Raw genomic sequence first — 21,051 nt, forward strand, 5'->3', positions numbered from 1 at the left:
GGATAGAATGAGACGTAACCAAGATTGGTTACGTCTTTTCGTATCGAAAAAAGAAAGTAGTGGTACAAGAATGAAATTGATAGTAGGACTTGGGAACCCGGGTAGAGAATATGAATTAACAAGGCATAATATTGGATTTATGGCGATTGATGAACTTGCGAAGCGTTGGAATATTTCTTTGAATGAACAAAAATTTAAAGGAGTATTTGGTGCAGGATTTGTTAATGGAGAAAAAGTAATCTTATTAAAGCCACTTACATATATGAATTTATCTGGGGAAAGTATTCGACCACTCATGGATTACTATAAAATTGATGTTGAGGACTTCGTTGTTCTGTACGATGATTTAGACATCCCTGTAGGTAAATTACGCCTTCGTATGAAAGGTAGTGCTGGTGGACATAATGGTGTGAAATCAACAATTTCACATTTAGGAACACAAGAGTTTCAACGTATCCGTATGGGAATTGATCGTCCGAAAAATGGCATGAAGGTAGTAGATTACGTATTAGGACGTTTTACATCGGAAGAAATTCCTGATGTGAGTCATTCTATTGAAAAAGCAGCGGATGCATGTGAAGAATGGTTAAATAAACCTTTTCTTCAAATCATGAATACCTTCAATAGTTAAGGGTATGATTAGGAATATTTTGTCTTGCTTTTACCCATACTAGTAGTAATTGGATTTTTAGGAGGCTAGTATGGAAGGGTATTATTATTGCAGACATTGCGGGAGTAATGTAGGCTCCGTTACCGCAGAAAAAGTGTATAGCGACGTTTTATTTCAACTAACAGAGCAAGAAGTAGTAGAGATGATTCATTTTCATGAGAATGGAAATATATATATAAAAACGATTTGTGAATCGTGTCAAGAAACGCTCGCATCTTATCCTGAGTATTATGAATATGAAAAATTTCTGCAATAAAATGTTGTCGCTTTGGCATGTCCAAAGCATTTTTCTGTTTTCTTTTTCCAAAATATTTGCATAAAATATAGTGGCTTGCTCTTTATGTTGAGAGGGGTTTTGAAAATGATAGGTTTATTAGAGCAATTTTATAAAAATGAAGAGATCCAATCGGTTATTAATGGACTAGAAGATGGTTTAAAAGAACAACTTGTATCAGGTATGGCAACCTCTTCTCGTTCGTTATTAATGGCGGCCTTATATAAAAAAACAAAAAAATCACAACTTATTGTGACGCATAATTTATATCAAGCACAAAAAGTGCATGAAGATTTAGTGGCGTTACTTGGTGAAAAAGATGTGTGGTTATACCCAGTAAATGAATTGATAGCATCAGAAATTGGTGTTGCAAGCCCAGAATTGAAGGCGCAACGTATTGAAGTATTGAATCGTTTAGCGGCAGGAGAGAACGGGATTATTGTAGCGCCAGTTGCAGGACTACGCAGATTTTTACCAATGAAAGAGTTGTGGAAGCAAAGGCAAATCGAAATCAATCTAGGGCAAGAGATTGATTTAGATACATTCTTGCATACTTTACATCATATTGGTTATGAGCGTAAGTCGATGGTAGAAGCTCCTGGGGAATTCAGTTTGCGCGGGGGAATATTAGATATTTACCCATTAACTGAAGAGTTACCATTTCGTATTGAATTTTTCGATACAGAAGTTGATTCTATTCGATTATTTGATGTGGATGAACAGCGCTCTCAAGATAAAAAAGAAAGTGTTAGATTTGGTCCAGCAACAGAGTTTTTATTTTCACAGGAAGAATTGAAGTCGGGAATCGAGCATCTTGAGGAAGGCTTGACTAAGACGATGCAAAAACTTTCCGATGATAAATTGAAGACTACAGTGCTTGAAACGGTAAGTCATGAAATTGAGATGTTAAAAAACGGGCAAAGTATAGAACAGATGTTTAAATATTTATCTATTTTCTATAAAGAACCTGCTAGTCTGATAGATTATTTACCAGAAGATGGTGTTGTGGTTTTAGATGAGATTTCCCGTATTCAAGAAACGGCATCACATCTTGAAACGGAAGAGGCGGAATGGTATATATCACTTCTTGGTGAGGGAACAATTATTCAAGATTTATCTTTCTCACACTCGTTTGAGGAATTTCTTCATCATAAAAAAAGAAGTTTTGTATATTTAACGTTATTCTTACGTCATATAGCACATACACATCCGCAAAACATTGTGAATGTGACATGTAAAACAATGCAAGATTTCCATGGGCAGATGCAGTTGTTGAAAACTGAAATTGATAGATGGAACGAAGGGCATTTTACGACTGTTGTGCTCGGCACAGATGATGAACGTGTAAAAAAACTACAACATATTTTAAGTGATTATGATATTGAGGCAGATATCGTAGAGGGCACAGATATATTATTGCCTGGAAGGTTACAAATTGCTGTAGGTGATTTACATGCAGGATTTGAAATGCCGATGCAAAAGCTTGTTGTTATTACTGAAAAAGAGCTTTTTCATAAAAAAGTTAAAAAATCACAACGTAAGCAGAAGTTATCTAATGCTGAACGTATTAAAAGTTATTCGGAATTAAAAGTTGGAGATTATGTAGTTCATGTAAATCATGGTATAGGTAAATTCTTAGGTATCGAGACACTAGAGATTAATGGTGTTCATAAAGATTACTTGAATATTAAATATCAAGGTAATGATAAGTTATACGTTCCAATTGAACAAATTGACCAAGTGCAGAAATATGTAGGATCTGAAGGTAAGGATCCTAAAGTTTATAAATTGGGCGGAAATGATTGGAAAAAGGTCAAAACGAAAGTTGAAAAATCTGTACAAGATATTGCGGATGACCTAATTAAACTATATGCTGAGCGCGAAGCTTCAAAGGGTTATGCATATACACCAGATACGGCAGAACAACAAGAATTTGAATCTTCTTTCCCATATCAAGAGACAGAGGATCAATTACGTTCTATTGACGAGATTAAGAAAGATATGGAACGTGGACGTCCGATGGATAGGCTTCTCTGTGGTGATGTAGGATATGGAAAGACGGAAGTAGCTATCCGTGCGGCATTTAAGGCAATTATGGATGAAAAACAAGTTGCAATTTTAGTGCCGACAACGATCCTTGCACAACAACACTATGAAACAATTCGAGAGCGTTTTCAAGATTATCCAATCAACATAGGATTATTAAGTAGATTCCGTACGAGAAAACAGCAAAATGAAACAATTAAAGGCTTAAAAGATGGTACGGTAGATATCGTAATCGGAACGCATCGTATTTTATCTAAAGATGTTACTTATAAAGATTTAGGTCTTCTTATTATTGATGAAGAACAAAGGTTTGGTGTAACGCATAAAGAAAAAATTAAACAATTAAAAGCAAATGTTGACGTGTTAACATTAACGGCAACTCCGATTCCGCGTACACTCCATATGTCTATGCTTGGTGTGCGTGACTTATCTGTTATTGAGACACCACCAGAAAATCGTTTCCCAGTCCAAACGTATGTAGTAGAGTATAATCCAGCGTTAATGCGAGAAGCGATAGAACGAGAGCTTGCAAGAGGTGGGCAAATTTACTTCTTATATAATCGTGTGGAGGATATCGAAAGAAAAGCAGATGAAATTTCGATGTTAGTTCCAGACGCGCGTGTAACGTATGCGCATGGGAAAATGAACGAAGGTGAATTAGAGTCTGTTATGCTATCGTTTTTAGAAGGGCAACATGATGTTCTTGTAAGTACAACAATTATTGAGACGGGTGTAGATATTCCGAATGTAAATACGTTAATTGTATTTGATGCAGATCGTATGGGATTATCGCAGTTGTATCAGCTTCGTGGTCGTGTTGGACGTTCTAATCGTGTTGCATATGCATACTTTGCATACAAACGAGATAAAGTGTTATCAGAAGTTGCAGAGAAGCGTCTGCAAGCCATTAAAGAGTTCACAGAGCTTGGGTCAGGTTTCAAAATTGCGATGAGAGACTTATCCATTCGTGGTGCAGGTAACTTGTTAGGAGCCGAACAGCATGGATTTATTGATTCTGTCGGATTTGATCTATATTCTCAAATGTTAAAAGATGCAATTGAACAGCGTAGAGGAACAGATGGGGTTGAAAATACAGTTAATGTTGAAATTGATTTAGAAGTAGATGCATATTTACCAGATGCTTATATTTCAGATAGTAAACAAAAGATTATGATGTATAAACAGTTTAGAGGTGTTTCTGCAATTGAGGATATTGAAGAGTTGCAGGAAGAGATGATAGATAGATTTGGTGATTACCCGCAAGAAGTTGGTTACTTATTGCAAATTGCAAATATTAAAGTATTGGCAATGAAAGAACAAATTGAGTTAATTAAGCAAAATAAATTTGAAGTGACAATTCTGTTCTCAGAACAAGCAAGTCAAAATATTGATGGCGGAAAATTATTCATGCTCGGAAATAGTTTTGGACGTATGATTGGTCTAGGAATGGAAGGATCGCAATTGAAAATCGTTATGAAAACAAATGGTTTAGAGACATCGAAGTGGTTAACAATTGCTGAAAATTTATTAAAAGGCCTACCAGATGTAAAAAAAGAAGTCATAAATGCCTAATATAAGATAAAAAAATACAATTCGGCGTGCATAGAAGAACTAATGTGTAAAATACTATGTCTAACAGTTGGTGATTTTTACATGAACAGGTAAATTCACCACTTTGATCATCAGTAGAAAGTGAGGCAGCATTAGAATGAAAGCAACTGGAATCGTACGTCGAATTGATGATTTAGGTAGGGTAGTAATCCCGAAGGAAATTCGTAGAACTTTACGTATTCGAGAAGGAGACCCACTAGAAATATTTGTTGATCGCGATGGAGAAGTGATTTTGAAAAAATATTCTCCAATTAGTGAACTAGGTAATTTTGCAAAGGAATATACGGAAGCTTTATACGATAGCTTAGGACATAATGTGCTTGTATGCGATCGTGATTCTATTATCGCAGTAGCGGGCGTATCTAAAAAAGAATACTTAAATAAAAGTGTTGGCGATTTAATTGAGAAGACAATGGAAGAGCGTAAGTCTGTAATTATGACAGATGAAAGCGAAATTTCAATTATTGATGGAGTAACAGAAAAAGTGAGTTCCTATACAATTGGCCCGATTGTTGCGAATGGGGATCCAATTGGAGCTGTTGTTATCTTCTCTAAAGAGGATATTATAAGTGAAGTAGAGCATAAGTCAGTAAATACAGCTGCAAGCTTTTTAGCGAAACAAATGGAGCAGTAAGGCTATATCGAATTTTAGAAGTAGCAATCTTTCCTAATTATGATATTTCTTCTTGAGAAATCAAATATTTGGAGATATATGTATATTGAATGAAGGTAGCGCTTTGCTACCTTTTTTCGTTGAACATTTCTAGCGTCGCACGAACGTATTATTACTCGTGTAGGCAAGGAAGCTTGTCCTTTTCTTTATGATATAATACGAGGGGTGAGAATAGAAAAAGGAGTTTTCTTGTATGGAATCGAAGAAGTATCAAGCCTTTTGGCGTGGGGCTATTATATTAACAATCGCAAGTTTTGTTACAAAGGTATTAAGCGCTTTTTACCGTATTCCATATCAAAATATAGCGGGTGATATTGGTTTTTATATTTACCAACAAATTTATCCGTTTTATGGATTTTGTTTAATTTTAGCTACTTATGGGTTCCCCATTATAATTTCAAAAATGGTTGCGGAACGATTAGAGCGAGGGAAACAACAAGAAGCAGAAGAAATTATCTGTGTATCTTTTTGGTTTTTATTAGGAATTGGTTTCGTAGGCTTTTTTACATTGTTTTTTGGTGCCGAAACAATTGCAGCAGCCATGGGTGATATACACTTAGATAAGTTATTACGTGTTATTTCATTTTCATTCATATTGATGCCGTTTTTATCTGTAGCAAGAGGATATTTTCAGGGATTCAATAATATGATGCCAACAGCTGTTTCGCAAGTGATAGAACAAACGATTCGTGTTTCTATTATTGTATTTTTATCTCTATTCCTAATTGCTCGCGGATTTGATTTATATACAGTCGGTGCAGGTGCTATGTTAGGTTCAATCGCAGGCGGACTGATTGGGATTATTGTACTTGTACTTTATATGCGTCATGACTTTCGTTCTATATTTTTCAAGAGTGTAAAGAGAATTAAGGGGAAAAAGAGGATCATTAAAATTCTGTTTTGGCAGGGATTGGCGATTTGTGTTAGTAACTTAGTACTTATTTTTATACAAATGGCTGATTCCATTTCCTTCTATTCCTTACTTATTGGGGCAGGAGAGCAAGCTGAAAGTGCAAAGGTATTAAAAGGTGTTTACGACAGAAGTATCCCGCTTATGCAATTAGGTACTGTCGTGACAACTTCTTTCTCATTGTCACTTATTCCAATTATTACAGCGGCGAAGGAAAGAGGAGATCTTTCCTTTATTCGAGAAAAGGTAAAGTTAGCAATGAAAATAACATTTGTTATTGGATTTGCAGCTGCCATTGGATTAACTTGTATTATTCAGCCTACGAATATTATGTTGTTTGAAAATAGTGATGGGTCAGATGTTTTATCCATTTTATCTTTATCTATTTTATTTAGTTCATTGTCGATTACAACTGCTTCTATTTTGCAAGGGTTAGGACAAACATTAAAACCAGCAATATTCGTTATATTTGGGGGTTGTTTAAAGTTAGCTTTAAATTATACATTAATGCCGTATTTTGGTGTGAAGGGAGCTGCAATTGCAACACTAGTTGCGTTAATTGTAATTTCTGTGCTAAATAGTGCATTACTTATGCAAGCTGTATCCGAATCGCTTATCGATAAGCGTAATATGTTAGGTGTAGTTATTAGTGGTATCGGTATGGGGTTTGTATTAATAATATTTATACGTTTGATGCAAATGTCTGGATTAGTAATTGATACAAGGCATAGAGGAATTGCAACACTTGAGGCATTGTTAGGTGTAGCTATCGGTGGATTAACATATGTGTTTTTAATTTTAAAATTACGTGTATTTACAAAAGCGGAAATAGGAACCGTTATGAAAAAAGAGAAAAAAGAAGGTTCATTGAAGAAGAGTGGATAGAGGTGGCAGGTTGTGAGTGGAATCATTACTATTTTAGGATTAGGTGCTGGTGAGTTAGATCAGTTAACGATGGGTGTATATCGAAAAATAAAAGAAGCAGATCACATGTTTGTTAGAACGAAGGAACATCCCGTTATAGAAGAGTTGGAGAAAGAAGGTATACAATATACAGCCTTTGACAGTGTATATGAAGCGCATGATACATTTGAAATTGTATATGAAACCATCGCGAATACATTGCTAGAACAAGCTGAAGGCACAGAAATTATTTATGCCGTGCCAGGGCATCCGCTTGTAGCGGAAAGAACGGTTCAGCTACTGTTGGAAAAAGGCGAAGTAGCGAATGTTGAAGTGCGCATTGAAGGTGGACAAAGTTTCCTTGATCCTATGTTTGCGAGTCTAAAGATTGATCCGATTGAAGGATTCCAATTAATTGACGCCACATCATTTGAAAGAGGACAATTAGAATTACGTCAACATTTAATCTTTTGCCAAGTGTATGACGTATTCGTTGCATCTGATGTGAAATTAACATTAATGGAGATGCTATCAGATGATTATGAAGTGTATATCGTAACAGCTGCAGGGACTTCATTTGAACAAGTTAAAAAGGTGCCGTTGTACATGTTAGATCATGAAACAGAGTTGAATAATTTAACGAGTGTATATGTACCACCAGTTAAAGAACGTGCGTCCTTGTATCAACAGTTTGATGTGCTTAGAGAAATTATTGCAGACCTTCGTGGACCGAATGGTTGTCCGTGGGATAAAAAGCAAACACATCAATCTTTAAAGAAGTATTTAATTGAGGAAGCTTATGAAGTGTTGGAAGCAATTGATGAAGAGGATGATGATCATTTAGTAGAAGAACTGGGTGATATATTATTACAAGTTATGTTGCATGCTCAAATCGGGGAGGATGAAGGTTGGTTCTCTATAGATGATATTATTCGAACTTTATCTGAGAAAATGGTTCGCCGCCACCCGCATGTATTTGGGAATACGGATGTAAATAATGCCGATGAAGTAATTGCCAATTGGGAAGAAATTAAAAAACAAGAAAAAGGATTCGTGAAAGAATCTGTTTTAAATGGGGTTCCAAAAAGTTTGCCACAGTTACTACGCGCCTATGAAATCCAGAAAAAAGCTGGCAAAGTTGGTTTCGATTGGGTTGATGTACAACCGATGATAGAGAAAGCCTTAGAAGAATGGCAAGAGTTCCAACAAGAAGTTACAAATATGGATGAGGCGAAAATATTAGGTGAATTTGGCGATTTACTATTTGCGTTTGTGAATATAGCTCGTCATTATAAAATAGATCCCGAAGAGGCATTACGTTCAACGAATGAGAAATTCGTCGGTCGTTTCTTATACATGGAAGCAAAGGTAGCTGAAATGAATAAAGAGATGCAAGATTTATCATTAGAGCAGTTAGACGTTTTATGGGAAGAGGCAAAACAAACAGAGCGTTAATAGGGGGATTTGATATGCGTCTAGATAAGTTTTTAAAAGTATCACGTTTAATTAAAAGAAGAACATTAGCGAAAGAAGTAGCTGATCAAGGAAGAATATCAATTAATGGTCAAGTGGCAAAAGCGAGTTCAGATGTAAAAGTAGCTGATGAATTAACAATTCGTTTTGGTCAAAAAATAGTAACTGTAAAAATAAACGAATTGAAAGAAACGACTAAAAAAGAAGATGCAGCAAATATGTATAGTTTAGTTCGCGAAGAAAAAGTAAAGGCTGAAGAAGGCTTGTTCTAAAATCAATTATCCCTTCATACATTACTATTAGCTAGTATAAATCTATGGGGGGATTTACGTGAATAATGGTTACTCACCTATGTCTTCTAATCAACAAAATGTTTCGGTAGAGCATGATATTATTATGCGTGGCAGGCGTGTAATTGATATTACCGGTGTAAAGCAGGTAGAGAGTTTTGATAGCGAGGAGTTTTTACTTGAGACCGTAATGGGTTTTTTAACAATTCGTGGTCAAAATTTGCAAATGAAAAATTTAGATGTAGAAAAAGGTGTTGTATCGATTAAAGGGAAAGTTCATGAGATGCTGTATATTGATGAGAATCAAGGGGAGAAAACTAAAGGATTCTTTAGTAAGTTGTTTAAATGAGCCTAACAATTCAGTTGTATACGATGCTCTCAATGATCGGAATGGGTGCTTGGATTGGAGCGTCTTTAGATACATACCAACGATTTTTAAAGCGGCAAGAACGTAAACGTTGGCTTGTATTTATACATGATATACTATTTTGGATTGTCCAAGCATTATTCGTTTTTTATGTACTGCTTCTTGTAAATGAAGCTGAACTACGTATATATGTATTTTTGGCATTATTATGTGGTTTTGCGGCATATCAAAGCTTATTGAAAGCAATATACATGAGACTGTTAAATTTTCTCATCTATATTTTTATGCAAACAACACACTTTTTTGTTCAAATTATAAAGCTACTCATGATAAAACCTGTTATTATTATAGCGCAGCTATTTATTGCATTTATATTATTCTTATTTCGTATACTGCTTTCAATTGGACATGTGTTATGGAAAATGGTGATTTGGATATTACTTTTCATATGGAAAGTTTTTTTCTGGCCTGTTCGATTTATTGCTTCGCTCATATGGAAACTTCTCCCTAATCGTGTTAAACTTTTTATAATGAAACATGTAGGGTTCCTGCAATATATAGCAAAATTGAAGGGACACATCTTCCAATTATGGGGGCGTATAAAAAAGAAGTTAGGGGGACCTCGGAAATGAGGGAACTGAGACAAAGAACAATCGAAAAACAGAGTCCAAATCCTGTTAAAGAGCATATAATACAAACGGATGAGAACAGGAAGCGACTTTATCGCCGTTTAGCGGTTTTTCTTGTCTTTGCTTTTACAATTATTGCGAGTATTAGTGTAACGTTTTATCAACAAAACAGTTCCATTAGAGCAAAAGAAGCAAAAGTTAAGGACATGAAAAAAGAACTGGATTCATTAACGAATAAAGAAAAGAGTCTAAAAGACGAAGTTCAAAAGTTAAATGATGAAGAGTACGTATTAAAGATTGCTAGAAGGGATTATTTCTTCTCTGGAAAAGGGGAGATAATTTTTCCTGTTTCTAAGTAGAGTATGTCTTATTGACACTATATTTTAGGATTATATATAATAAAGTAAAATTTGACTTTTTAACCACTAAGGAGGAGCATTTTTTTTATGTCAATCGAGGTAGGCAGCAAGTTACAGGGTAAAGTAACAGGTATTACAAATTTTGGGGCTTTTGTGGAGCTGCCAGAAGGCTTAACGGGTCTTGTTCATATTAGTGAAGTTGCTGATAATTATGTGAAAGATATTAACGATCACTTAAAAGTGGGCGACCAAGTAGAAGTAAAAGTTATTAACGTTGAAAAAGATGGTAAGATCGGTCTATCTATTAAAAAAGCGAAAGAGCGTGAAAAAACAGAAGGAGATCGTCCACGTGGTGAATACCAACGCGGTGGCGGTGGCGATCAACAACGTTCTGGACGTCCACAACGTAATCGTTCTTTCAACAGAGATAACCGTGGCGGCGGTAACGAACGAGCTCCAAAAGAAACATTCGAGCAAAAGATGGCACGTTTCTTAAAGGACAGTGAAGATCGTTTAACTTCTTTAAAGCGTAACACAGAGTCTAAACGTGGTGGCCGTGGCGCACGTCGCGGATAATAAGAACGTTTAATTCTTAGCATATAGAGAGGTACCCAGGGCGATTGCTCGGGGTGCTTTTTTATATGTGAAAATATATTTTTAAAAAAGTTTTCAAGATGTGTTGACTTTAAAATATATCTGAGGTAAGATACTAATTGTCCGTTAAATAAGACGACATGGCGGTGTAGCTCAGCTGGCTAGAGCGTACGGTTCATACCCGTAAGGTCGGGGGTTCGATCCCCTCCGCCGCTATATTTAATTTAACGGCCCGTTGGTCAAGTGGTTAAGACACCGCCCTTTCACGGCGGTAACACGGGTTCGAATCCCGTACGGGTCATCCTAAAAAGATCATGCAAATTTGCATGATCTTTTTTTGTTAAATAAATTAAGACATACAACACTTCTACAAAATCACCCTATATTTTCTGAATGTTCAATTAAAATAGTGAGAATAAATTACATACCGTGTATATATGTAGAGTTATTTCGAATAAAAAGTCGAACGATTATAAAAGTGAAAACTGTTGTTTTGACAAAAATCCCAATAATCATCTTTTATAATGACAGTAATTAAACTATGCAGGTGGTGTTAAAAATATGCCTAAAGCAGGAAGGAATACTATGAATACAAGTGCATTGGCAATGAATGAGAGTCAGCTTGGAGCAGTAAAGTGGACGAGTAAGTTGCGAATGAAGTTTGAACAGGTTTTCTTTAGATGGGGATTTATTATTGTTGTTATTGGTTTTCTTTTGGGACGAGCATATATATTAACAAACATTTTACCGTTTGCACTGCCGTTTTTTGCTGCTGTTTATGTTATGAAGCGGGATAAAATGCCGCTCGCGTTCTTGGCTCTTATGGGGGGCGCACTTTCAGTTTCGATAGATAATTTATTCTTTACCTTTGCATCTATTTTTACTTTCTTCATTTATAATATCTTCTTTAGTCGGTTTACACGTAAAACTGTTGGACTTGTTCCATTCCAAGTATTTATCTCCGCATTAACCGCACATTTAGTTGTCGTATATTTCGCGCAACAAACCGTCACCATGTACGATTTACTCGTTAGTACGATTGAGGCAGGGCTTAGCTTCGTATTAACTATGATATTTTTACAAAGTGTTCCGCTTTTAGTAGAACGAAAAGGTAAACAACAAGCGTTAGAGACAGAAGAAATTGTTTGTTTAATTATATTACTAGCATCTGTTTTAACAGGTACAACAGATTGGTTTGTATATGACGCTTCTATTCAACATATTTTTACTAGGTATTTAGTACTCGTGTTTGCATTTATCGCGGGGGCTGCTACAGGATCTACAGTGGGGGTCGTCACTGGATTAATATTAAGTTTAGCCAATGTCTCCAGTTTGTCTCAACTTAGTCTACTTGCTTTTTCTGGGTTGCTTGGTGGTTTGTTAAAAGAAGGGAAGCGTTTAGGTGTTAGTTTAGGTTTATTAATTGGGACGAGCTTGATTACGCTATATGTAGACAAGCAAACAAACATTGTGACAACTTTAATTGAATCTGGTGTGGCGATTATGTTCTTCTTATTAACACCGAAACTTGTTATGGATCGTATTGCTAAATTCATGCCAGGCACACAGGAACATTCGCAAGATCAACAACAGTATTTAAGAAGGATGCGTGATGTTACAGCGAATAAAATTAATCAATTTGCCAATGTATTTGCTGCTTTATCTAATAGCTTTTCTGTATATGGATATGTGGAGGAGGAAGATAAAGAGACAGAAGCGGATTTGTTCTTAAGTACAATTACTGCAAAAACATGTCAAACATGCTTTAAAAAGGACCAATGCTGGGTAGTTAATTTCGACAAAACGTACGATTATATGAAACAAATAATGAGTGAAACGGAAGAGGGGACGTTGCAGCATAATCGGAAGTTAGTTCGTGAATGGGACAAGCATTGTGTGAGAGGGAAGAAAGTGACGGATTTAGTAGCGGGTGAATTAGATCACTTCTATGAAGGACAAAAATTACGAAAACAAATGAAAGAAAACCGTAGAATAGTAGCGGAGCAACTATTAGGTGTATCAAAAGTTATGGAGGATTTTGCTAAGGAAATCCAAAGAGAACGAGAAAATCATCAAGTGCAGGAAGAACAGATTATGCAAGCGTTTCGTGATTTTGGCGTAGAAGTAGAGCATGTTGATATATATTGTTTAGATAGAGGAAGTATTGATATTGAAATGTTGATTCCAGTTGCATCTAATGAACATGGAGAATGTGAAAAGTTAGTTGCGCCGATGCTTTCTGACATTCTAAAGGAAAATATTGTTGTTAAACATGAAGAAAAATCTTCTTATCCGAACGGCCACAGTTTAATATCATTTGGTTCGGCAAAAACGTATTCTCTTGATACTGGGTTGGCCACAGCTGCAAAAGGCGGTGGGTTTGTTTCTGGTGACTCTTATGCGATGATGGATTTAAGTGTTGGTAAATATGCGCTTGCAATTAGTGATGGTATGGGAAATGGGCAAAGAGCTCATATGGAGAGTAAAGAAACGGTAAAATTATTACAAAAAATACTTCAATCAGGCATTGATGAGGAAATAGCGATTAAATCTATCAATTCTATTCTTTCTTTAAGAACAACAGAAGAGATGTTTACGACGTTAGATTTAGCTATGGTGGATTTGCGGGATGCGAGTGCGAAATTTTTAAAGATTGGATCGACGCCGAGTTTTGTTAAACGCGCGAATAATATTTTGAAAATTGAGGCAAGTAATTTGCCGATGGGCATTATTGAGGATGTTGAAGTTGATGTAGTAGGTGAACAATTAAAAACGGGCGATATCCTTATTATGATGAGCGATGGGATTTTCGAGGGAGCGCAACATGTAGAAAATCATGAACTATGGATGAAACGAAAAATTAAAGAATTACAAACCGAAGATCCGCAAGAAATTGCTGATATCATTATGGAAGAGGTGATTCGCTCTTGTGATGGTTATATAAATGACGATATGACTATCGTTGTGGCGAAAGTGAAGAAAAATATGCCGAAGTGGGCTACGATTCCAATTGTAGGAATGCAGGCACAATAAATTTTAAGTATGATGTTTCTTTATCACTGTTTCTTTCTAAAAACCTAGGTGGATGCCTAGGTTTTTTTACTTTAAAAGATAATGTTATTATTTTTGTGAATATGTACGGATGATGTAAGATAAAAATGTAATTTTTGTATATCTTTTTTTTGCACAATGTTTGTAAAAGTTGTACCATTATAAACAAGGTAACTAACGTTGCTGTTCTTGTTTAATGAAAGGTGATTACGAAGTTGAAAGATACATTTGTTGAAAAGGTAGATGACTTTGTAAAGCAGCATGATGTATTAAAGGAACGTTCAACAATTGTTGTAGGGGTTTCTGGTGGTCCTGACTCTTTGGCTCTTCTATATTATTTGTTAGAAAAAAGAGCAGCGAAACAGTTTAAAATTGTAGTGGCACATGTGGATCATATGTTTAGAGGTGATGAATCTCATGAGGACCTACAGTTTGTGCAGGACCTTTGTAGAGGGCTGGGAGTTATTTGCGAAACGATAAGGATTAATGTGTCGCAATATCAACAGCAACACGGAATGAATGCACAGGTTGCTGCTAGAGAATGCAGATATGCATTTTTGGAAAGAATAATGAAGAAATATGATGCGAGATATGTAGCTCTTGGACATCATGGTGATGATCAAGTAGAGACGATTTTAATGCGCCTTGTACGAGGGAGTACTCCGAAAGGATATGCAGGAATTGCAGTGAAGCGTCCTTTTCATAATGGATATTTAATTAGGCCGTTACTTGGAGTAACGAAGGAAGAAATTGTTGATTACTGTAATAAGCTAAAAATAATTCCCCGTATAGATCCAAGTAATAAAAAGGAAGTATATACAAGGAATCGATTACGTAAATATGTTCTTCCTCATTTGAAAGAAGAAAATTCACAAGTGCATGAGAAATTCCAAAAATTTAGCATGCAAATGCAAGAGGATGAGGCGTATTTGCAGGAATTAGCTTTTGAGAAAATGAATAAAGTAATTACAAAAAAAAGTGATAAACAAATTAGCTTATCAATTCCTGCCTTTGAATCCATGTCTATGCCTTTACAAAGAAGAGGGATTCAACTAATATTAAACTATCTTTATGAATATAAGATTCCATCTTCTCTTTCCTCTATACATATTGACAAAGTGATCGAGTTTTTTAAGCGGGCACAACCTTCGGGTTCACTTGATTTCCCAGGTGATTTAAAAATTGTTCGCGCATACGAGGAGTGTAGCTTTAGATTTAAACAAGAAATTGTTTCTCCTTTTTTACAAGATTTATCAGTGCCCGGGACCATTACGCTATCGAACGGGGATAGGCTTGTAACAGAGGTGAGCGAAGACATACCAAGTAACATGAATGAAACAGTATTTGTTGCTAAGTATAATGATATATCATATCCACTTCGTATTCGTTCTAGAGAAAATGGAGATCGCATGTCAATACAAGGTATGAATGGCACAAAAAAGATAAAAACTATTTTTATAGAAGCAAAAGTACCAAGAGAAAAAAGAGAAGAATGGCCGGTCGTTTGTGATGCAAGTGGGAATATTATTTGGGTACCCTTGTTGAAGCGATCTGCATTTGCTATCTCGAAAGAGGCGGCAAAGAAGGATAAATATATGATTATTCACTACAAAAGCAAGGAGTCTTCCGGGAGGATAATGAAATGATGAATCAAGATATCGAAAAAGTATTAATTTCTGAAGAACAAATACAAGAAAAGGTGCGCGAATTAGGTGCGGTTATTGCAGAGGATTATAAAAACACAATACCTCTTGCGATTGGTGTATTAAAGGGCGCAATGCCATTCATGGCAGATTTATTAAAGAGAACAGATACATATCTTGAAATGGATTTTATGGCTGTATCTAGTTACGGTCACTCTACTGTTTCAACAGGCGAAGTGAAAATTTTAAAAGACCTTGATACTTCTGTAGAGGGTCGCGATATTTTAATCGTTGAAGATATTATTGATAGCGGTCTTACGCTAAGTTACTTAGTAGACCTATTCAAATATCGTAAAGCGAAGTCTGTAAAAATTGTTACGTTATTAGATAAGCCGACAGGCCGTAAGGTAGATTTGAAAGCGGATTATGTTGGGTTTACTGTTCCACATGAATTTGTTGTAGGGTATGGATTAGATTATAAAGAGCAGTACCGTAATCTTCCTTATGTAGGAGTATTAAAACCAAGTGTTTACTCAAATTAATTAAATACAGGCGTCACAATTGTATAGGAAATTTTTTCTATGTTACGATTTACTATAGTGTTTATGCCGTGAGAGGAGGTTAGGAATGAATCGTATCTTCCGTAATACCATCTTTTATTTACTGATATTCCTAGTAGTAATTGGAATCGTGAGCTATTTTAATGGTTCGACACAAAAAACGACATCAGTTAGCTACGATAAATTCATTACTAAACTAGAAAAAGGTGAAGTGCGTAATGTGCAACTTCAACCGAAAAATGGTGTATTTGAGGTAAAAGGACAATTTAACAACTCTAGCCAAGGAGAACAATTTGTTACTTATGCACCAAATACAGAGGAATTACAAAAGAAAATTAATGACAAAGCGCAAGGTGCTGAAGTTAAGTATCAACCAGCAGAAGAAACAAGTGCTTGGGTAACGTTCTTTACTTCAATCATTCCGTTTGTCATTATCTTCATTTTATTCTTCTTCTTATTAAACCAGGCTCAGGGCGGCGGTAGCCGTGTTATGAACTTCGGGAAAAGTAAGGCGAAGTTATATAATGACGAAAAGAAAAAAGTTCGTTTCAGAGATGTTGCTGGAGCGGATGAAGAGAAACAAGAGCTTGTTGAGGTAGTTGAATTCTTGAAAGATCCTCGTAAGTTCGCTGAAGTTGGTGCCCGTATTCCGAAGGGTGTTCTATTAGTAGGACCTCCAGGTACAGGTAAAACTTTACTAGCACGTGCCGTTGCAGGTGAGGCAGGCGTTCCATTCTTCTCTATCAGTGGTTCTGATTTCGTAGAGATGTTCGTCGGTGTCGGTGCATCACGTGTACGTGATTTATTCGAAAATGCAAAGAAAAATGCTCCTTGTATCATTTTCATTGATGAAATTGATGCAGTAGGACGTCAACGTGGCGCAGGTCTTGGTGGTGGCCATGATGAGCGTGAGCAAACGTTGAACCAATTACTTGTTGAAATGGATGGATTCGGTGCAAACGAAGGTATTATTATCATCGCTGCAACAAACCGTCCTGATATTCTTGATCCAGCGTTATTACGTCCAGGTCGTTTTGACCGTCAAATTACAGTAGATCGTCCAGATGTAAATGGCCGTGAAGCTGTGCTGAAAGTACATGCTCGTAATAAACCGCTTGATGATCATATCAACTTAAGAGCAATTGCAACTCGTACACCAGGGTTCTCTGGTGCGGATCTTGAAAACTTATTAAACGAAGCTGCTTTAGTGGCTGCGCGTCAAGATAAGAAGAAAATTGATATGAGTGACATTGATGAAGCAACGGATCGTGTTATTGCAGGTCCAGCTAAGAAAAGTCGTGTTATCTCTGAAAAAGAACGTAATATCGTTGCATTCCATGAAGCTGGCCATACTGTAATTGGTGTTGTCCTTGATGAAGCAGATATCGTTCATAAAGTAACAATTGTCCCTCGTGGTCAAGCTGGTGGATATGCAGTAATGCTTCCGAAAGAAGATCGTTACTTCATGACAAAACCAGAGTTACTTGATAAAATCACTGGTTTACTTGGTGGTCGAGTAGCTGAAGAGATTGTGTTTGGTGAAGCAAGTACAGGTGCTCACAACGACTTCCAACGTGCGACTGGTATTGCAAGACGTATGGTTACGGAATTCGGTATGAGTGATAAGCTTGGACCGATGCAATTCGGTAGCTCACAAGGTGGTCAAGTGTTCTTAGGAAGAGACTTCCATTCAGAACAAAACTACAGTGATGCAATTGCACATGAAATCGATGTGGAAATGCAAACTATTATAAAAGAATGTTATGCTCGCGCGAAACAAATTCTTACTGAAAAACGTGATAAGCTAGATATTATTGCGAAAACGTTACTTGAAGTAGAAACGTTAGATGCAGAGCAAATCAATCATTTATATGATTACGGCAGATTGCCAGAGCGTCCAACATCTTCAGATGATGTGAAAGTAAACATCAATATGAAGAAGGACGATGAAGAATCAGAAGATAAGTAAGAGATGAAGGAGTGACGATGGTCACTCCTTTTTTTATTTGTGGAACGAAATGAAGTAGAAAAAAATTTAAGTAAATCTGGTATTAAAAATTGAAATAGAGCGTAATCTTTTTGTAAAATGATGAGGATAGAAAAGCTGATTATATAAGTATGTGTGATATGATGTTTGTATAAGTTTTATACATACTGCACAAATATAGATTAAATAAGATAAGTGGTGAGAATATGATTTTTGTATTGGATGTAGGGAACACAAATGCTGTGCTAGGCGTGTTTGAAGAGGGGGAACTTCGTCAACATTGGCGCATGGAAACAGATCGTCATAAGACAGAAGATGAATATGGAATGCTTGTAAAGCAGTTGCTTGAGCATGAAGGTCTTTCGTTTGAAGATGTGAAAGGTATTATCGTGTCTTCAGTCGTACCACCAATTATGTTTGCATTAGAGCGCATGTGTGAAAAGTATTTTAAAATTAAACCGCTTGTAGTAGGTCCTGGAATAAAAACGGGGCTAAATATTAAATATGAAAATCCACGTGAAGTAGGCGCGGACCGAATTGTAAATGCGGTAGCAGGAATCCACTTGTATGGAAGTCCGCTTATTATTGTCGATTTCGGTACGGCTACTACATATTGTTATATTAACGAAGAAAAGCATTATATGGGTGGGGTTATTACGCCGGGAATTATGATTTCAGCAGAGGCTTTATATAGTAGAGCGGCAAAACTTCCTCGTATTGAAATTACAAAACCAAGCAGTGTTGTTGGAAAGAATACGGTAAGTGCAATGCAATCTGGTATTCTTTATGGTTATGTTGGACAAGTGGAAGGTATTGTTAAGCGTATGAAAGAGGAAGCTAAACAAGAACCGAAAGTTATTGCAACAGGTGGATTGGCGAAATTAATTTCAGAAGAATCGAATGTAATTGATGTTGTAGATCCATTTTTAACATTAAAAGGTTTGTATATGTTATACGAGCGTAATGCAAATTTACAGCATGAGAAAGGTGAATAAATGAGTATGAAAGATTATTTAGTAAAAGCGTTAGCATTTGATGGAGAAGTGCGTGCATATAGTGTACGTACTACAAACACAGTAAGTGAGGCGCAAAGACGTCATGATACATGGAGAACAGCTTCGGCGGCACTTGGTCGTTCTTTAACTGCAGGTACAATGATGGGCGCGATGTTAAAAGGTGACCAAAAGTTAACGATTAAGGTAGAAGGTAATGGTCCGATTGGTCCTATCTTAGTAGATGCTCATGCAAATGGGGATGTACGTGGTTATGTAACGAATCCACATGTTGATTTTGAAGGAACGGAACAAGGGAAATTACGTGTATATCAAGCGGTAGGTACTGAGGGATTTGTAACAGTAATTAAAGATATTGGTATGCGTGAGCCGTTTATTGGTCAATCTCCAATTGTTTCAGGAGAATTAGGGGAAGACTTCACGTATTATTTTGCAGTTTCTGAGCAAACACCTTCTTCTGTAGGAGTTGGCGTTCTTGTAAATGGAGATGACAGCGTATTAGCGGCAGGTGGATTTATCCTTCAAATTATGCCAGGTGCACAGGAAGAAACAATTTCATTCATTGAAGATCGTTTGCAGAAGATTCCTCCTGTATCAACGTTAATTGAACAAGGGCTTTCTCCAGAAGAGTTACTGTATGCAGTTCTTGGAGAAGATAAAGTAAAAGTATTAGAAGTGATGGATGTTCAATTTAATTGCACATGCTCACGCGAACGTATTGAGAGTGTGTTAATTAGTTTAGGTAAAACAGAGTTAGAGCAAATTCGCGAAGAAGAAGAAGAGACAGAAGTTCATTGTCATTTCTGTAATGAGCGATACAAGTTTTCTAAAGAAGATATTACAAATTTAATTGAGAGTTTGTAATAAGGGAAGTGAGGGAATCCCTCCTCTAAATAGATTGACAAACAGGGAATTTTCTGACAAAATCTAAATATAGATAAAACCAATAAAAATACTCGGTGTTAGGAGTGACAGGAATGCGAGTGGCACAATCAGTTTCAGAATTAATCGGGAAAACGCCGATCGTTAAGTTGAACCGCATCGTAGAATCAAACAGCGCAGATATATACTTAAAATTAGAATTTATGAATCCAGGGAGCAGTGTTAAAGATCGTATTGCATTAGCTATGATTGAAGATGCTGAAAAAAAAGGATTATTAAAAGAAGGCGATACAATCATTGAGCCAACAAGTGGTAACACGGGAATTGGTTTAGCGATGGTAGCGGCCGCTAAAGGATATAAGGCAATTTTAGTAATGCCAGAAACAATGAGTATTGAGCGTCGTAATTTATTACGTGCTTACGGTGCGGAATTAGTATTGACTCCAGGGCCTGAAGGAATGGGTGGAGCAATTCGTCAAGCGACTGAATTAGCAAAAGAGCATGGCTACTTTATACCACAACAGTTCAAAAACCAATCGAATCCAGAAATTCATCGTTTAACAACAGGGCCAGAAATTGTTGAACAAATGGGTGACCAATTAGATGCGTTTATTGCAGGTATTGGTACAGGTGGAACGATTACTGGTGCTGGTGAAGTGCTGAAGGAAGCGTATAAAGATATTAAAATTTATGCAGTAGAACCTGCGGATTCACCAGTGCTATCTGGTGGGAAACCGGGTCCACATAAAATCCAAGGAATTGGGGCGGGATTTATCCCAGAGACATTGGATGTAGAGGTATATGATGAAATTGTTCAAGTAAAAGCAGAGCAAGCATTTGAATATGCAAGAAGAGTGGCTAAAGAGGAAGGTATTTTAGTAGGTATCTCTTCTGGAGCAGTTATTTATGCAGCAACAGAAATTGCGAAAAAGTTAGGTAAAAGGAAAAAGGTACTTGTTATTATCCCAAGTAACGGTGAACGTTATTTAAGTACACCGCTTTATCAATTTGAGTCTTAATTATATGTGATTGAAAAAGCATCCTTGAAAAGGATGCTTTTTCTTTTTGGATTGGAAATAGGAAAAGAGTGAATGACTAGAAAACTTCATGTAAAAT

At 36.4% G+C, this 21,051-nt stretch carries 18 protein-coding genes and 2 tRNA genes; all 20 read left to right on the plus strand.

The genetic code is table 11. The annotated features are described in order from the left end of the window. Positions 1 to 70 precede the first annotated feature (70 nt). The 20 genes from pth (at position 71) to cysK (ending at position 20,954) form a co-directional block, all read left to right on the plus strand. Positions 71 to 631, plus strand: a complete 561-nt coding sequence (gene pth, locus QCI41_RS18225; RefSeq protein WP_080377450.1) for an aminoacyl-tRNA hydrolase — start codon at positions 71 to 73, stop codon at positions 629 to 631. Between the two features lie 70 nt (positions 632 to 701). Then, positions 702 to 926, plus strand: coding sequence for an anti-sigma-F factor Fin family protein (locus tag QCI41_RS18230; RefSeq protein ID WP_000399441.1), 225 nt, complete (start codon positions 702 to 704; stop codon positions 924 to 926). 105 nt (positions 927 to 1,031) lie between these two features. Next, a complete protein-coding gene (gene mfd, locus QCI41_RS18235) occupies positions 1,032 to 4,562 on the plus strand; it encodes a transcription-repair coupling factor (RefSeq protein WP_353836955.1) in 3,531 nt (1,176 codons plus the stop codon). A gap of 136 nt (positions 4,563 to 4,698) precedes the next feature. Then, positions 4,699 to 5,235, plus strand: coding sequence for a stage V sporulation protein T (gene spoVT, locus QCI41_RS18240; protein WP_000648313.1), 537 nt, complete (start codon positions 4,699 to 4,701; stop codon positions 5,233 to 5,235). A 232-nt stretch (positions 5,236 to 5,467) separates the two neighbouring features. Next, the gene (locus tag QCI41_RS18245; RefSeq protein ID WP_097891834.1) at positions 5,468 to 7,069 is read left to right on the plus strand and encodes a putative polysaccharide biosynthesis protein; all 1,602 of its coding nucleotides are present in this window, start codon (positions 5,468 to 5,470) and stop codon (positions 7,067 to 7,069) included. A 12-nt stretch (positions 7,070 to 7,081) separates the two neighbouring features. Then, positions 7,082 to 8,542 (plus strand): bifunctional methyltransferase/pyrophosphohydrolase YabN, encoded by a 1,461-nt coding sequence (yabN, locus tag QCI41_RS18250; protein ID WP_353836954.1) that lies wholly within the window; start codon positions 7,082 to 7,084, stop codon positions 8,540 to 8,542. 14 nt (positions 8,543 to 8,556) lie between these two features. Next, positions 8,557 to 8,832 (plus strand): RNA-binding S4 domain-containing protein, encoded by a 276-nt coding sequence (locus QCI41_RS18255; RefSeq protein ID WP_001234876.1) that lies wholly within the window; start codon positions 8,557 to 8,559, stop codon positions 8,830 to 8,832. Between the two features lie 58 nt (positions 8,833 to 8,890). After that, a complete protein-coding gene (yabP, locus tag QCI41_RS18260) occupies positions 8,891 to 9,199 on the plus strand; it encodes a sporulation protein YabP (RefSeq protein ID WP_001059101.1) in 309 nt (102 codons plus the stop codon). After that, a complete protein-coding gene (gene yabQ, locus QCI41_RS18265) occupies positions 9,196 to 9,849 on the plus strand; it encodes a spore cortex biosynthesis protein YabQ (protein ID WP_000059764.1) in 654 nt (217 codons plus the stop codon). Before yabP ends, yabQ begins: the two co-directional genes overlap by 4 nt. Then, complete coding sequence (divIC, locus tag QCI41_RS18270; RefSeq protein ID WP_001208737.1) at positions 9,846 to 10,205, plus strand: cell division protein DivIC; 360 nt, start codon at positions 9,846 to 9,848, stop codon at positions 10,203 to 10,205. The genes yabQ and divIC overlap by 4 nt, the downstream gene beginning before the upstream one ends. An 87-nt stretch (positions 10,206 to 10,292) precedes the next feature. Beyond that, positions 10,293 to 10,781 carry a S1 domain-containing RNA-binding protein gene (locus QCI41_RS18275; protein WP_000021454.1) on the plus strand — a complete coding sequence of 163 codons (489 nt, stop codon included), beginning with the start codon at positions 10,293 to 10,295 and terminating at the stop codon, positions 10,779 to 10,781. Between the two features lie 160 nt (positions 10,782 to 10,941). Next, positions 10,942 to 11,015 (plus strand) — tRNA-Met (locus tag QCI41_RS18280). A gap of 13 nt (positions 11,016 to 11,028) precedes the next feature. Beyond that, positions 11,029 to 11,100 (plus strand) — tRNA-Glu (locus tag QCI41_RS18285). A gap of 260 nt (positions 11,101 to 11,360) precedes the next feature. Further along, positions 11,361 to 13,832 carry a stage II sporulation protein E gene (spoIIE, locus tag QCI41_RS18290; protein ID WP_001123543.1) on the plus strand — a complete coding sequence of 824 codons (2,472 nt, stop codon included), beginning with the start codon at positions 11,361 to 11,363 and terminating at the stop codon, positions 13,830 to 13,832. 233 nt (positions 13,833 to 14,065) lie between these two features. Then, a complete protein-coding gene (tilS, locus tag QCI41_RS18295; RefSeq protein WP_353836953.1) occupies positions 14,066 to 15,496 on the plus strand; it encodes a tRNA lysidine(34) synthetase TilS in 1,431 nt (476 codons plus the stop codon). Continuing rightward, positions 15,493 to 16,035, plus strand: a complete 543-nt coding sequence (hpt, locus tag QCI41_RS18300; RefSeq protein ID WP_000981845.1) for a hypoxanthine phosphoribosyltransferase — start codon at positions 15,493 to 15,495, stop codon at positions 16,033 to 16,035. Before tilS ends, hpt begins: the two co-directional genes overlap by 4 nt. An 85-nt stretch (positions 16,036 to 16,120) precedes the next feature. Beyond that, entirely contained in the window at positions 16,121 to 18,022 is a 1,902-nt protein-coding gene (ftsH, locus tag QCI41_RS18305) for an ATP-dependent zinc metalloprotease FtsH (RefSeq protein WP_001079657.1), read from the plus strand. Positions 18,023 to 18,246: 224 nt separating this feature from the next. Beyond that, positions 18,247 to 19,035, plus strand: coding sequence for a type III pantothenate kinase (locus QCI41_RS18310; protein WP_000578367.1), 789 nt, complete (start codon positions 18,247 to 18,249; stop codon positions 19,033 to 19,035). 6 nt (positions 19,036 to 19,041) lie between these two features. Next, a complete protein-coding gene (gene hslO / locus QCI41_RS18315) occupies positions 19,042 to 19,917 on the plus strand; it encodes a redox-regulated molecular chaperone HslO (RefSeq protein ID WP_033658948.1) in 876 nt (291 codons plus the stop codon). Between the two features lie 113 nt (positions 19,918 to 20,030). Beyond that, entirely contained in the window at positions 20,031 to 20,954 is a 924-nt protein-coding gene (gene cysK, locus QCI41_RS18320) for a cysteine synthase A (protein ID WP_353836952.1), read from the plus strand. Positions 20,955 to 21,051: the final 97 nt, after the last annotated feature.

The organism is Bacillus cereus group sp. MG4 (assembly GCF_040460055.1).
GTDB classification, from domain to species: Bacteria; Bacillota; Bacilli; order Bacillales; family Bacillaceae_G; genus Bacillus_A; species Bacillus_A wiedmannii.